General features: G+C 47.7%; 13 protein-coding genes. 6 read left to right on the top strand and 7 right to left on the bottom strand.

Going from position 1 to position 14,188, the window contains the following annotated elements:
- Positions 1 to 31 precede the first annotated feature (31 nt).
- Positions 32 to 1,291, top strand: a complete 1,260-nt coding sequence (gene envC, locus HU143_RS00695) for a murein hydrolase activator EnvC (RefSeq protein WP_228770042.1) — start codon at positions 32 to 34, stop codon at positions 1,289 to 1,291.
- A gap of 3 nt (positions 1,292 to 1,294) precedes the next feature.
- Entirely contained in the window at positions 1,295 to 2,257 is a 963-nt protein-coding gene (locus tag HU143_RS00690; protein WP_001627139.1) for a divergent polysaccharide deacetylase family protein, read from the top strand.
- On the opposite strand, the gene HU143_RS00685 is transcribed toward HU143_RS00690, so the two are convergent.
- From HU143_RS00685 to kbl, 3 genes are all read right to left on the bottom strand, one after another.
- Complete coding sequence (locus HU143_RS00685) at positions 2,244 to 3,278, bottom strand: glycosyltransferase (RefSeq protein ID WP_023227671.1); 1,035 nt, start codon at positions 3,276 to 3,278, stop codon at positions 2,244 to 2,246. The two genes, HU143_RS00690 and HU143_RS00685, sit on opposite strands and share 14 nt — an antisense overlap.
- A 292-nt stretch (positions 3,279 to 3,570) precedes the next feature.
- Positions 3,571 to 4,596, bottom strand: a complete 1,026-nt coding sequence (gene tdh / locus HU143_RS00680; protein ID WP_000645990.1) for an L-threonine 3-dehydrogenase — start codon at positions 4,594 to 4,596, stop codon at positions 3,571 to 3,573.
- 9 nt (positions 4,597 to 4,605) lie between these two features.
- Positions 4,606 to 5,802, bottom strand: coding sequence for a glycine C-acetyltransferase (gene kbl, locus HU143_RS00675; RefSeq protein WP_023227672.1), 1,197 nt, complete (start codon positions 5,800 to 5,802; stop codon positions 4,606 to 4,608).
- 202 nt (positions 5,803 to 6,004) lie between these two features.
- On the opposite strand from kbl, the gene rfaD reads away from it, so the two are divergent.
- From rfaD to rfaL, 4 genes are read left to right on the top strand one after another with little or no spacing between them, the layout of a single operon-like run.
- A complete protein-coding gene (gene rfaD / locus HU143_RS00670) occupies positions 6,005 to 6,937 on the top strand; it encodes an ADP-glyceromanno-heptose 6-epimerase (RefSeq protein WP_000587771.1) in 933 nt (310 codons plus the stop codon).
- Positions 6,938 to 6,939: 2 nt separating this feature from the next.
- Positions 6,940 to 7,986 carry an ADP-heptose--LPS heptosyltransferase RfaF gene (gene rfaF / locus HU143_RS00665; RefSeq protein ID WP_000699196.1) on the top strand — a complete coding sequence of 349 codons (1,047 nt, stop codon included), beginning with the start codon at positions 6,940 to 6,942 and terminating at the stop codon, positions 7,984 to 7,986.
- Positions 7,986 to 8,939 carry a lipopolysaccharide heptosyltransferase RfaC gene (gene rfaC / locus HU143_RS00660; RefSeq protein WP_001264611.1) on the top strand — a complete coding sequence of 318 codons (954 nt, stop codon included), beginning with the start codon at positions 7,986 to 7,988 and terminating at the stop codon, positions 8,937 to 8,939. The genes rfaF and rfaC overlap by 1 nt, the downstream gene beginning before the upstream one ends.
- Before the next feature lie 39 nt (positions 8,940 to 8,978).
- Entirely contained in the window at positions 8,979 to 10,193 is a 1,215-nt protein-coding gene (gene rfaL / locus HU143_RS00655; RefSeq protein WP_023227673.1) for an O-antigen ligase RfaL, read from the top strand.
- Between the two features lie 56 nt (positions 10,194 to 10,249).
- Here the strand turns inward: rfaL and HU143_RS00650 are convergent, their stop codons facing one another.
- The 4 genes from HU143_RS00650 to rfaJ all read right to left on the bottom strand — a co-directional run bounded on the left by HU143_RS00650 (position 10,250) and on the right by rfaJ (position 14,188).
- Positions 10,250 to 11,395 carry a lipopolysaccharide N-acetylglucosaminyltransferase gene (locus HU143_RS00650; protein WP_023227674.1) on the bottom strand — a complete coding sequence of 382 codons (1,146 nt, stop codon included), beginning with the start codon at positions 11,393 to 11,395 and terminating at the stop codon, positions 10,250 to 10,252.
- A gap of 99 nt (positions 11,396 to 11,494) precedes the next feature.
- Positions 11,495 to 12,304, bottom strand: coding sequence for a 3-deoxy-D-manno-oct-2-ulosonate III transferase WaaZ (waaZ, locus tag HU143_RS00645; RefSeq protein WP_000536017.1), 810 nt, complete (start codon positions 12,302 to 12,304; stop codon positions 11,495 to 11,497).
- Between the two features lie 149 nt (positions 12,305 to 12,453).
- Positions 12,454 to 13,152 (bottom strand): lipopolysaccharide core heptose(II) kinase RfaY, encoded by a 699-nt coding sequence (rfaY, locus tag HU143_RS00640; RefSeq protein ID WP_000582820.1) that lies wholly within the window; start codon positions 13,150 to 13,152, stop codon positions 12,454 to 12,456.
- A 22-nt stretch (positions 13,153 to 13,174) separates the two neighbouring features.
- A complete protein-coding gene (rfaJ, locus tag HU143_RS00635; RefSeq protein ID WP_023227675.1) occupies positions 13,175 to 14,188 on the bottom strand; it encodes a lipopolysaccharide 1,2-glucosyltransferase RfaJ in 1,014 nt (337 codons plus the stop codon).

The following is a 14,188-nucleotide window of genomic DNA, read 5'->3' as shown; positions in this document are numbered from 1 at the left end:
CCTCCCCATGAGGGGAAAGGCGATTAACACCATTCAACAGGCCGTGAAACTAAAAACGTTTTCAGTCAGGCCTTTGTTCTACGCCAGCGTACTTAGCGCTGGCGTATTGTTGTGCGCCTTTTCCGCCCACGCGGATGACCGTGATCAACTCAAATCTATTCAGGCCGATATCGCCGCGAAAGAACGCGACGTACGCCAGCAGCAGCAACAGCGCGCCAGCCTCCTGGCACAACTGAAAGCCCAGGAAGAGGCCATCTCGGCCGCAGCGCGTAAGCTGCGCGAAACGCAAAGCACTCTGGATCAGTTAAACGCGCAAATTGATGAGATGAACGCCTCAATTGCCAAACTGGAGCAGCAAAAAGCCAGCCAGGAGCGTAATCTCGCCGCGCAGTTGGACGCCGCTTTCCGCCAGGGCGAACACACCGGCATTCAGCTTATTCTTAGCGGAGAAGAGAGCCAGCGTGGGCAACGCCTGCAGGCCTACTTCGGCTATCTGAACCAGGCGCGCCAGGAGACTATCGCCGAACTGAAACAGACTCGCGAACAGGTCGCCACGCAAAAAGCCGAGCTGGAAGAGAAGCAAAGCCAACAACAAACGTTGCTGTATGAACAGCGCGCTCAGCAGGCGAAGCTGGAACAGGCGCGTAATGAACGTAAGAAAACGCTTGCCGGACTGGAGTCATCTATTCAGCAAGGCCAGCAACAGTTAAGCGAACTGCGCGCCAACGAATCACGCCTACGCAACAGTATCGCGCGGGCGGAAGCGGCGGCCAAAGCGCGAGCGGAGCGTGAAGCCCGCGAAGCGCAGGCGGTACGCGATAAGCAGCAGGAAGCCTCGCGTAAAGGCAGCACCTATAAGCCGACGGAAAGCGAGCGTTCGCTAATGTCCCGCACCGGCGGTCTGGGCGCGCCTCGCGGTCAGGCATACTGGCCGGTACGCGGCCCGATATTGCATCGCTATGGCGAACGGCTGCAGGGTGAGCTACGTTGGAAGGGGATGGTGATCGGCGCGTCGGAAGGCACCGAGGTCAAAGCCATCGCCGACGGCAGGGTGATTCTGGCGGACTGGCTGCAAGGCTATGGTCTGGTGGTGGTCGTGGAGCATGGTAAAGGCGATATGAGCCTTTACGGCTATAATCAGAGCGCGCTGGTCAGCGTAGGCGCGCAGGTGCGCGCCGGACAACCTATCGCCCTTGTGGGCAGTAGCGGCGGTCAGGGCAGACCTTCGCTTTATTTCGAAATTCGTCGCCAGGGTCAGGCCGTCAATCCACAGCCGTGGTTGGGAAGATAAGTTTTGCCTCAGTTTCGTCGCTCCATTCTCACGCTGGCCACTTTGCTGGCGTTTGCACATCCCGTTTTCGCTGGCAAGCTCGCCATCGTGATTGATGATTTTGGCTATCGCCCGCATACGGAAAACCAGGTTCTGGCGCTGCCGCCAAACATCTCCGTCGCCGTACTGCCCAACGCGCCGCACGCGCGCGAAATGGCAACTAAAGCGCACAATAGCGGGCATGAGGTGTTAATCCATCTGCCGATGGCGCCGCTAAGCAAACAGCCGCTGGAGAAGGATACGCTGCGACCAGATATGAGCAGCGATGAGATCGAGCGCATTATCCGCGAGGCGGTAAACAACGTGCCGTATGCCGTCGGGCTTAATAACCACATGGGCAGCGCAATGACTTCCAGCCTGTTCGGTATGCAAAAAGTTATGCAGGCGCTGGAACATTACAATCTCTATTTTCTCGACAGCATGACGATTGGCAATAGCCAGGCGATGCGCGCGGCATCCGGTACGGGTGTGAAAGTGATCAAGCGCAAAGTGTTCCTCGACGATACGCAAAACGAGGCGGATATTCGCCGTCAGTTTAATCGCGCTATCGAACTGGCCCGTCGCAACGGTTCCGCTATCGCGATTGGACATCCGCATCCCGCAACGGTGCGCGTGCTGCAACAGATGGTTTATCGCCTGCCGGCGGATATCACCCTGGTACGCCCAGGCAGCCTGCTCAACGAACCGCAGGTAGATACGTCCCGACCTGGTGTGACGCCGCAGAAAATTGACGCGCCGCGCAATCCCTTCCGCGGCGTGAAGATGTGCAAGCCGAAAAAACCGCTGCAACCGGTCTACGCTACGCGCTTTTTCAGCGTCATCGGCGAGAGCATTACGCAAAGTTCCGTGATTGTCTGGTTTCAGCACCAGTGGCAAGGCTGGGGGAAAATCGCCGCGCCTAAAAACATGAGCGCTAAGACAGATTGAGCGCCTTACGGGCCATACGACGGTGCGACAAGGTTTTGTCGCGCCATTGCCACAGCCGGAAGGACCAGATCAGCGTCTGATAAGCCGCTTTCGCGCTGCGGACGTTAGCCATCATCCGTCTATACATGCCAGAAGTAAAAATTTCGGCAATCATACGCTGGCGGGTCAAAATATCAGGCTCTTTACGTACCGCATGACAAACGCGTAACGCTTCCCAGGTAATTTGCTGGCGAAATTCCGGGTAAATCGGAATACGACGGGCATAATCACGATTGAGCTTTTCTAATAATCGCGTAATTTTAATATAATGCCGCTGATAATTAAGATTTTTATTGCCTTGTCTTTGCAAACGGCTTACCGAATTATCATGCAGGAAATATTTATATAATGATTGTTCGGTATAACGTACGCGCGTGGCATTAAACATAACTTCCGTCGACCATAATATGTCCTGATGATGTAGTCCGGGAACGAAAGTAATATTGTTATCGGTAATTAACGCACGTCGATAAACGCCCATCCAGACAACATGCGTCCAGCGCCGAGAGGCCAGCGCCATACGCAACCAATCCGGTCCACTTAATACTCCGGTGGAGCGCAGACGATCGGTCGGAATAGATTGCCAGGCGTGCCCGGTTTTTCGGACGCACCAGTCCGCATTACACTGCGCAACGTCCAGATCATCGTTAAGCGCCATAGTCATCAGCGTTTCATACATCTTCGGGTAGACCAGGTCATCCGCATCGACAAAGGCGACGTAATCGCCGGTCGCTGCTTGCAGGCCAAGATTACGGGCGACAGATGCGCCAGCATTGGCCTGATGAAGCAGTCGAACATGCGGGTAATGTTCTGCGTAATGTTTTGCTATCTCAACGGAATGATCCGTCGATCCATCATTCACAATAATAATTTCCAGCGCCGACCACGTTTGCGCGATTAACGACGCCATGCAAGCATTAAAATCCGCTCCCGCATTATATAACGGGACAATGATACTCACTTTGGTTTTACTATTTTTCATAACGATTACCAGAAAAACCTTAATTTACCCTGCCTTTATACTGTGGCTCTATTAAGAAACTATTAAGCCGCCATAATTAATTTTTACAGTAAAAAGCAAGCACAAAACCCAGAGTAGAGCGTGACGTTAGCGAGTAAAATAAGAGTAAAGCGCAATTACGAATGCTTGATGTCTATGACAATTCTTTACGGCTTTCCAGATTTTCCCTAACAAAAAAGGTTGGCGAATGACACCAACCTTTTACGATGAAACGTATATCAGACCCGATAAAATTATCGGGTCTCCATACATATTAATCCCAGCTCAGAATAACTTTTCCTGACTGGCCTGAACGCATGGCATCAAAACCTTTCTGGAAATCATCAATAGAGAAACGATGGGTGATAATCGGTGACAGATCCAGACCGGACTGGATCAGCGCCGCCATTTTGTACCACGTTTCGAACATCTCACGACCATAAATACCTTTAATGAACAAGCCTTTAAAGATGACTTTTGTCCAGTCGATAGACATATCTGATGGCGGAATCCCCAGCATCGCAATACGACCGCCGTGATTCATGGTGTCCAGCATGGTACGAAACGCCGGCGGCGCGCCGGACATCTCCAGACCCACATCGAACCCTTCGGTCATTCCCAGCTCCGCCATGACGTCGTTCAGGCTCTCTTTCGCGACGTTGACCGCGCGGGTGACGCCCATTTTGCGCGCCAGCTCCAGACGGTATTCATTGACGTCAGTAATCACCACATGACGCGCGCCAACATGTTTCGCCACCGCGGCGGCCATTACGCCGATTGGCCCCGCCCCCGATACCAGTACATCTTCGCCGACCAGATCGAAAGACAGCGCCGTATGCACCGCATTACCAAACGGGTCGAAAATAGAGGCTAAATCATCAGAAATGTTATCCGGGATTTTAAACGCATTGAATGCCGGGATGACCAGGTATTCCGCGAAGCAGCCGGGACGATTAACGCCTACGCCGGTGGTGTTGCGGCACAGGTGAGTACGACCGCCACGGCAGTTGCGACAATGACCACAGGTGATGTGACCTTCGCCGGAGACGCGATCGCCGATTTTAAAGCCTTTCACTTCCTGACCGATGCCGACCACTTCGCCGACATATTCATGCCCCACGACCATCGGAACCGGGATGGTTTTTTGCGACCAGTCATCCCAGTTATAGATGTGAACGTCAGTGCCGCAGATGGCTGTTTTACGGATTTTAATCAGCAAATCGTTATGGCCGACTTCCGGTTCCGGAACGTCGGTCATCCAGATGCCCTCTTCCGCTTTCAGTTTGGATAACGCTTTCATCTTACATCCTCAGGCAATCACGCCCAGTTGTTTACCAATACGCGTGAACGCGTCTACCGCACGCGTAATTAGCTCAGGCGTATGCGCCGCAGACATCTGGGTACGAATACGCGCCTGACCTTTTGGTACGACCGGATAGAAGAAACCGGTAACGTAAATGCCCTCTTTTTGCAGTTCGCGGGCAAATTTCTGCGCGACAACCGCATCTCCCAGCATTACCGGGATGATGGCGTGATCCGCGCCTGCCAGCGTAAATCCCGCGGCAGACATCTGCTCACGGAACTGCCGGGCGTTCGCCCACAAGCGATCGCGCAGTTCTGCGCCCGCTTCCACCATCTCTAACACTTTAATAGAAGCCGCCACGATCGCCGGCGCCAGGGAGTTGGAGAACAGATATGGGCGGGAACGCTGACGCAACCACTCAACGACCTCTTTACGCGCCGCGGTATAGCCGCCGGATGCGCCGCCTAACGCTTTGCCCAGCGTACCGGTAATAATATCTACGCGGCCCATTACGTCGCAGTATTCATGGGAACCACGACCGTTTTCGCCGACAAAGCCTACCGCGTGAGAATCATCAACCATCACCAGCGCATCGTATTTATCGGCCAGATCACAGACGCCTTTCAGATTGGCGATGACGCCATCCATTGAGAACACCCCGTCGGTGGCGATCAGGACATGACGCGCACCGGCTTCACGCGCCTCTTTCAGCCGCGCTTCCAGCTCTACCATATCGTTGTTGGCATAGCGATAGCGCTTCGCTTTACACAAACGCACGCCATCAATGATAGACGCGTGGTTCAGCGCGTCGGAAATAATAGCGTCTTCCGCGCCCAGCAACGTCTCAAACAAGCCGCCGTTAGCGTCGAAACAGGAGGAATACAGAATCGCATCTTCCATGCCGAGGAAGCTTGCCAGCTTTTGCTCCAGCGCTTTGTGGCTGTCCTGGGTGCCGCAGATAAAACGCACGGACGCCATACCGAAACCGTGGCTGTCCATGCCCGCTTTTGCGGCATTAATCAGCTCAGGGTGATTAGCCAGCCCGAGATAGTTATTGGCGCAAAAGTTAATAACGTGGCTTCCATCCGCCACGGTGATATCCGCCTGCTGCGCAGACGTAATAATGCGCTCTTCTTTAAACAATCCTTCCGCTCGGGCTGTTTCCAGATCGTTGGTTAACTGTTTGTAAAAATCCCCACGCATTGCGATTCTCCAGACTGGGCAAATTTCAGCACATATTACCCAAAGCGATACGTTGATACGAGATGACGCGTCATCACTTCTTTAAAATGCAGCATAAATCACGCGTATCCTCACGGGTTATCAGTGAATGGATGAATAGTGTTATGATAAGAGCATTCATGTCTGAGACAGTCTCTGACACCATAATTCAAAGGTTACAGTTATGATCATCGTTACCGGCGGCGCGGGCTTTATCGGCAGCAATATCGTTAAAGCCCTGAATGATAAAGGTATCACCGATATTCTGGTGGTGGATAACCTGAAAGACGGCACCAAGTTTGTAAACCTGGTGGATCTGAACATTGCTGACTATATGGATAAGGAAGATTTCCTGATCCAGATTATGTCCGGAGAAGAGCTCGGCGATATCGAAGCTATTTTCCATGAAGGCGCCTGCTCTTCCACCACCGAGTGGGACGGCAAGTATATGATGGATAATAACTATCAATACTCCAAAGAGCTGCTGCACTATTGTCTTGAGCGCGAAATCCCGTTCCTCTACGCCTCTTCTGCCGCCACCTATGGCGGTCGCACGTCTGACTTCATCGAATCGCGCGAATACGAAAAACCGCTTAACGTTTACGGCTATTCTAAATTCCTGTTTGATGAATACGTGCGCCAGATCCTGCCAGAAGCGAACTCGCAGATTGTCGGTTTCCGCTATTTCAACGTCTATGGACCACGTGAAGGCCATAAAGGCAGCATGGCAAGCGTGGCATTTCATCTGAATACACAGTTAAACAACGGCGAAAGCCCGAAACTGTTTGAAGGCAGCGAAAACTTCAAGCGCGACTTCGTTTACGTGGGCGATGTGGCCGCCGTTAACCTGTGGTTCCTGGAAAGCGGCAAGTCCGGCATCTTTAACCTGGGCACAGGCCGTGCGGAATCTTTCCAGGCCGTCGCCGACGCGACGCTGGCATACCATAAAAAAGGCAGCATTGAATACATTCCGTTCCCGGATAAGCTGAAAGGTCGCTATCAGGCGTTTACGCAGGCGGATTTAACCAATCTGCGCAACGCGGGCTACGACAAACCCTTTAAGACCGTCGCCGAAGGCGTCACGGAGTATATGGCCTGGCTGAACCGCGACGCGTAAGTATGAAAATTTTGGTCATTGGCCCGTCCTGGGTGGGCGACATGATGATGTCGCAAAGTCTCTATCGCACGCTTAAAGCGCGCTATCCCCAGGCGATAATCGACGTGATGGCGCCAGCCTGGTGTCGTCCGTTGTTATCGCGTATGCCGGAAGTTAACGAGGCGATACCCATGCCGTTGGGCCACGGCGCGCTGGAAATCGGCGAGCGCCGCAGATTGGGCCATAGCCTGCGAGAGAAGCGCTACGATCGCGCCTGGGTGTTGCCAAATTCGTTTAAATCGGCGCTGATTCCTTTCTTTGCCAATATCCCGCACCGTACCGGCTGGCGCGGCGAAATGCGCTATGGCCTGCTGAACGATGCGCGCGTCCTTGATAAGGACGCTTGGCCGCTGATGGTGGAGCGCTACGTGGCGCTGGCTTATGACAAGGGCGTGATGCGCACGGCGAAAGATCTGCCGCAGCCGCTACTCTGGCCGCAGCTCCAGGTTAGCGAGGGTGAAAAGTCGCTGATGTGCAGCGACTTTTCACTATCTTCTGAACGTCCTCTGATCGGCTTTTGCCCCGGCGCGGAATTTGGCCCGGCAAAACGTTGGCCGCACTATCACTACGCCGAACTGGCAAAGCAGCTCATTAACGAAGGGTATCAGGTCGTACTGTTTGGCTCGGCAAAAGACCATGAAGCCGGAAATGAGATCCTGGCGGCGCTGAATAGCGAGCAGCAGGCATGGTGTCGCAACCTGGCGGGGGAAACCCAGCTGGAACAGGCCGTCATTCTGATAGCCGCCTGTAAAGCCATCGTTACTAACGATTCCGGGCTGATGCACGTCGCGGCGGCGCTCGACCGCCCGCTGGTCGCCTTGTATGGCCCAAGTAGCCCGGATTTCACGCCGCCGCTGTCTCATAAGGCCCGGGTGATTCGTCTCATTACGGGTTATCACAAAGTGCGTAAAGGCGATACGGCGCAAGGCTATCACCAGAGCCTGATCGATATCACGCCGCAGCGGGTTCTGGAAGAGCTTCATTCGCTGTTGTCGGAAGAGGGCGTTTAATGCGGGTTTTGATCGTTAAAACATCATCGATGGGCGACGTATTACATACCCTGCCTGCGCTTACCGACGCGCAACAGGCGATTCCGGGGATTCAATTTGATTGGGTTGTCGAAGAAGGGTTTGCGCAAATTCCGTCCTGGCACAGTGCTGTCGATCGCGTGATTCCCGTCGCTATTCGCCGTTGGCGCAAGGCCTGGTTTTCCGCGCCCATTAAAGCGGAACGCATAGCCTTTCATCGGGCGGTATGCGCATACCAATACGACGCTGTGATTGATGCGCAGGGGCTGGTAAAAAGCGCGGCGCTGGTGACGCGTCTGGCGCATGGGATAAAGCACGGTATGGACTGGAGTACCGCCCGCGAACCGCTGGCCAGCCTGTTTTATAACCGTAAACACCATATCGCAAAGCAACAACATGCGGTTGAACGGACGCGCGAGCTGTTCGCCAAAAGCCTGGGATACGATAAACCGCAGTCGCAGGGCGATTATGCCATCGCAAAACATTTTCTGCATTGCCAGCAGGCGGTTAGCGATCCATATGCGGTATTTTTACATGCCACAACCCGCGATGATAAACACTGGCCGGAAGCAAACTGGCGCGAGCTTATCGGTATGGTGGGCAACACCGGATTACGGATAAAACTTCCCTGGGGCGCGCCTCATGAGGAGGCCCGGGCTAAACGACTGGCCGAAGGCTTTGACTATGTGGATGTGTTACCGCGCATGAGCCTGGAGGAGGTCGCCAGAGTGCTGGCTGGCGCAAAATTTGTCGTATCGGTTGATACCGGCCTGAGCCATCTCACCGCCGCGCTCGACAGACCGAATATTACGCTATATGGCCCAACGGACCCTGGGTTAATTGGAGGTTATGGGAAGAACCAAATGGCATGCTGCTCACCAGAACAAAACCTGGCGAATTTAGATGCCACAAGCGTATTTGGAAAGATTCATTAAAGAGACTCTGTCTCATCCCAAACCTATTGTGGAGAAAAGATGCTAACCACATCATTAACGTTAAATAAAGAGAAATGGAAGCCGATCTGGAATAAAGCGCTGGTTTTTCTTTTTGTTGCCACGTATTTTCTGGATGGTATTACGCGTTATAAACATTTGATAATCATACTTATGGTTATCACCGCGATTTATCAGGTCTCACGCTCACCGAAAAGTTTCCCCCCTCTTTTCAAAAATAGCGTATTTTATAGCGTAGCAGTATTATCATTAATCCTTGTTTATTCCATACTCATATCGCCAGATATGAAAGAAAGTTTCAAGGAATTTGAAAATACGGTACTGGAGGGTTTCTTATTATATACTTTATTAATTCCCGTACTATTAAAAGATGAAACAAAAGAAACGGTTGCGAAAATAGTACTTTTCTCCTTTTTAACAAGTTTAGGACTTCGCTGCCTTGCAGAGAGTATTCTGTATATCGAGGACTATAATAAAGGGATTATGCCATTCATAAGCTATGCGCATCGACATATGTCCGATTCCATGGTTTTCTTATTTCCAGCATTATTGAATATTTGGTTGTTTAGAAAAAATTCAATTAAGTTGGTTTTTTTGGTGCTTAGCGCCATCTACCTTTTCTTTATCCTGGGAACCCTATCGCGAGGGGCATGGTTGGCGGTGCTTATAGTAGGTGTTCTGTGGGCAATACTGAACCGCCAATGGAAGTTAATAGGAGTTGGTGCCATTTTATTAGCCATTATCGGCGCTTTGGTTATCACTCAACATAATAACAAACCAGACCCAGAACATTTACTGTATAAATTACAGCAGACAGATAGCTCATATCGTTATACTAACGGAACCCAGGGCACCGCGTGGATACTGATTCAGGAAAACCCGATCAAGGGCTACGGCTATGGTAATGATGTGTATGATGGTGTTTATAATAAACGCGTTGTCGATTATCCAACGTGGACCTTTAAAGAATCTATCGGTCCGCATAATACCATTCTGTACATCTGGTTTAGTGCAGGCATATTGGGTCTGGCGAGCCTGGTCTATTTATATGGCGCTATCATCAGGGAAACAGCCAGCTCTACCTTCAGGAAAGTAGAGATAAGCCCCTACAATGCTCATCTCTTGCTATTTTTATCTTTCGTCGGTTTTTATATCGTTCGTGGCAATTTTGAACAGGTCGATATTGCTCAAATTGGTATCATTACCGGTTTTCTGCTGGCGCTAAGAAATAGATAAAAAAACGCGCTGATACTTATTACGGTATCAGCGCGTTTTCCATCATCAGGACTCAATCACTTATCAAACCAGTTTTTCATTTGTTCCTCGAAACGCTGCGCTACATTTTCCCAACTGTATTTTGAAAACACCAGGGATTTTGCTTTTTCGGCAATCTGGTGGCGTTCCTTATCAGCAAGCGCACGGTTAATATCATTAATTATACTGTCGCTCGACATAGGTTCTGCGAGGTGATAGCCCGTTATGCCATCTAACACAAATTCGCTAATCCCCCCTTTTTTGCTGGCAAGAACCGCTTTTCCTGCTGCCATCGCTTCTACAGCCACCATGCAAAATGCTTCTTCAACCTGAGATGGCACGATAACCAGATCGGCTATATGATAGAAGTTATGCATCTGGTCAGGAGATTGCCCCCCAGCCATAATACAATCAGTTCCAATCTCTTTTGCAGCGTCCAGTACTTTCTTTTGATACTCTGCTTTTTCACCCTTGCGGCTTGCATAAGGGTCGCCAACAACGACAAGTTTAATATTACTTCTTAAGGTACGTAATTGTTTGAACGCCTGCAAAAGCAACAGGATGCCTTTATCAGGCGAAATTCTCCCGGCATATAAGAGAACAGTGGCATCTTCTGCAATATTTAATTGCTGACGAAGATTATCTTGTGGGTTTCTTTTATAAGTCTCAGCACAAAAACCATTAGGCACAATACTAACAGCAGCGGCGGGCAATCTTTCTTCATAAAACGCTTTAAGAAACTGACTGGGCACGATAATTTTTGCATCCTTATCAGGAAGTTCTGGTTCAAATGCGTTATGCATGTGCATAACCAGTTTTGCTTTCGGATTGCGCTCTCTGATCTGCCGATACAGTTTCATACTATTATGAATAACAATGACGCTATCTTCCTGGGTAGTCACTTTATCTCTAATATTAAGGATGCGCTGGGAATAGGGTAGTGGGTCGAGACGAGTCCATTTCTGAAAAAGACGCTTATAAACTTTACTAAACCCAATGTAATGAATATCACAGTTATCGTTTATTTTATTATATTCAGGATAGCCGGCATTCTTTATACAAGCAATAGCATTCGGTATTGATAATCGTTTTGCAACCTGGTAAATCCAGGTTTCTACCGCAGCCGCGCCACGAGGAGGAATTGAAAATATAGGAGTAACAGTAAATATGATTTTTTTAATCATAATAGCTATAATCCAGAATAGTTAACTTTATAGAAAAAGAAATGTTATACAAAAAGAAATGCGTGCCGAAGCAACGCAAAATAATGATTTATCTAGTATCTAGACAATTTTATCGTAATATATTTCATCCTCAAGTTCCGAGGCTGTAATATATGGAATAATATCGTAATGAATTGCAGTATCATCTGATAAATTAAAGATATTTAAATCACTCACATTTTTTCTCATAAAAGTAAAAAATGGCAGTATTTTAAACAGGTCTTTACTAAGTTCAGATGGCATAGGGCTGGTAGATTCGTCATAGAAACGTGGGCAACTCCCTGTTAAGTCAAGCCCAGAACATATAATACGGCCATACTTGAGGGAATAGGCAACCTGAATAGCGGTATAAGCAATAGTATGGCAAGAGCAATACCCGATGCTGATATCCTTGCAAAATCCAGCCAGTCGCCCTCTTTTCGAAAGAGGAACTGAAATAAGTAATGCTTTATGAACCCGCTTGAGGATATTAAATTTAATTTTCTTTAAAAAGCCCCCTTTTTCTCGGCGATAAAAGGAGCGAATAATTAAACAGTTTTCTTCAATATATTTTTGATCATCCACTGAAGCCTGTTCGTACACATCAAGATTGACGATAGTAAACTGACTGTTACGGCTAAAGTTATAAAAATCTTCGCGCCGGCGATGGAGGAAGCGAACATCCGTCAGAAGGTACAAAAATGGCTTGACGTTATTGTTTAGCAAATATTGAACAGAACCATTGACTGCAATGACATCTTTCATTCGTAACAAGGACAGCGGCGTCTTTCTGGACGTAGGACCAGAAAGAAAAATAATACAATCTTCAGCCGTTCTTTTCGCAATAAGTTGCAGAACATCGGCGTGAGTTATGAAGTTAACGCTGCCCATAAAAAACTCGTATGTTTATCATGCAACCTATAAATAAATGTTATATTCAATAACTAATATTACATCTCAAATTCTCTCAAGTATGTCATAACGCTGCAGCAAATAAAAGTCAGTCAGCCCCTTAAATTAAACCAAACGTGCTACATTGATCAGCGCTTTTCCTTACCCTTAATACGACGAAGGAAATTTCGGAGTTTTTTCTTATAAATCAATAAGTAAAATCCGATATCTCTCACATTATTTTTGATACCATAATGTCTTTCTAAATCAATACGATCCTTTGCTTTTCGTTGTCTGGAAGGTCTTTTTCCGGACAAATCGATAATTCTGATCTCATTGCCTTGCAGGATAAAGTTACCTTTATGGGGATCGCCCGAAACCATACCATGCTGATGCAGAGAATATATCGACTGTTTGATTTTTCCTCTCACCTCGTCAGAAATTTCTGGCATATCAACAAGTTCAATACCTTCAATATACTCAATTATCATCACGTATGTTTTTACATAGCGTAATGTTTTAATTTCCGCCAGCAGGTAAAAATCATTAAGCGCCGCAAACCCTTCACGCCGCACACGATCTGTCTGATGAAAAAGCTTTTCGTAGTAATCTCCTTTTACTAACGATTTGAAAAATCGTTCAGTATTTTTTACTTTTGGACTAAATACTTTGAGAATATATTTTCCGTAGTCTGTATTAATCAATACAACTTTTGTATCTTCTATATTACGGAAAACTTTAATAACCTGATGATTATAAGATAGAAAATCTTTGAATATCTCAATGTATTTTTCACCGTCTTTTTTGACAAAGACGGTATAGTTTTTAACCTTTTTTTCAATAATCATAATGGAGATTTAGGGAAGAGAATTATTTGTGGAAAAGTTTACGATAAAGATATGCGCTTCCAGCCAGAAGGCCTTTAAAGTAATGACCTTGCACGAGAAGATGTTTATATCGCTTCTTAAATTCAACTATGGTACGCGCATCTTTTGCGGGAAAATCTTTCCAGGGCGAGTTCAGTCGTGCATTTTTATAATAGATAACTGAAGGATAATTTGCCCAGGCATGCCATGGTTTTGTAGCGCCCGTATAATGAATTAAAATAGTATTATCATTAATTATATTGCTATATTTTTTATGTGACTTATCTTTCAACTCACTTTTAATAGTATAAATGGTATTATACGGTCGCGGTAGAAAAATGACTTTATCCTGTAGGAGAATATTCAAAACATCCTGATCGGGATATTTAAAAGAGTCAGCCTCTTTACCTGCCAAAAGTAAAAATGCCTTTTTGGTTAAGGCATTCTCTTTCCATAATTTCAGGTTAACAAAAACCACGCCGGAGTTAAAATAACCACCTTGTAAATTAAAAGCGCTTAATCTCTCATTTACCTTATTCTGGATGGAATCAACATCTTTTACGACCGCAGCAATCTTCTCTGTCAAATCAAGCTGTAGAAGATCTTGCAAAGATCCTTTGCATACAACATCGGCATCCAAATAAAGTAAGGTGTTTACCTTCTTGCTGAGATAATCGAAAGCAAATAAACGAAAATACATTGCTCTCGACCATACTTTAGTTTGAGGCAATACCTCAAGGCTTTCTACTTTAATAAGATAAAGAGAAATTTTTACGTGATGCTGTACGGCTAAACGCTCTATATATTTTACAAAACACGGAGAGTATGAATCACAAATAATGTGAAAAGCGAGCGGGATATTATTGTTTAGTACAACTGAAGCAATTGACACCCCCACACCATCAAGATAGTTTTCATCAACGCCATAAGAAATGTTTAATACGTTATCATCATTATTATTATTACTTTCATCAAAAACTTTATATTCAGCTATTTCTATCTCAGGAAATGAATCCAT

The organism is Salmonella sp. SJTUF14076, from assembly GCF_015534835.1.
GTDB lineage: Bacteria > Pseudomonadota > Gammaproteobacteria > Enterobacterales > Enterobacteriaceae > Salmonella > Salmonella enterica.
The sequence above is the reverse complement of the archived record's forward strand: the minus strand, read 5'-3'. Positions and strand labels throughout refer to the sequence as shown.

Bases quoted from the DNA above. Each gene is read 5' to 3' on its own strand.
- HU143_RS00685 (WP_023227671.1), bottom strand. From the start codon at position 3,278: ATGAAAAATAGTAAAACCAAAGTGAGTATCATTGTCCCGTTATATAAT.
- tdh (WP_000645990.1), bottom strand. From the start codon at position 4,596: ATGAAAGCGTTATCCAAACTGAAAGCGGAAGAGGGCATCTGGATGACC.
- kbl (WP_023227672.1), bottom strand. From the start codon at position 5,802: ATGCGTGGGGATTTTTACAAACAGTTAACCAACGATCTGGAAACAGCC.
- rfaD (WP_000587771.1), top strand. From the start codon at position 6,005: ATGATCATCGTTACCGGCGGCGCGGGCTTTATCGGCAGCAATATCGTT.
- rfaF (WP_000699196.1), top strand. From the start codon at position 6,940: ATGAAAATTTTGGTCATTGGCCCGTCCTGGGTGGGCGACATGATGATG.
- rfaC (WP_001264611.1), top strand. From the start codon at position 7,986: ATGCGGGTTTTGATCGTTAAAACATCATCGATGGGCGACGTATTACAT.
- rfaL (WP_023227673.1), top strand. From the start codon at position 8,979: ATGCTAACCACATCATTAACGTTAAATAAAGAGAAATGGAAGCCGATC.
- HU143_RS00650 (WP_023227674.1), bottom strand. From the start codon at position 11,395: ATGATTAAAAAAATCATATTTACTGTTACTCCTATATTTTCAATTCCT.
- waaZ (WP_000536017.1), bottom strand. From the start codon at position 12,304: ATGGGCAGCGTTAACTTCATAACTCACGCCGATGTTCTGCAACTTATT.
- rfaY (WP_000582820.1), bottom strand. From the start codon at position 13,152: ATGATTATTGAAAAAAAGGTTAAAAACTATACCGTCTTTGTCAAAAAA.
- rfaJ (WP_023227675.1), bottom strand. From the start codon at position 14,188: ATGGATTCATTTCCTGAGATAGAAATAGCTGAATATAAAGTTTTTGAT.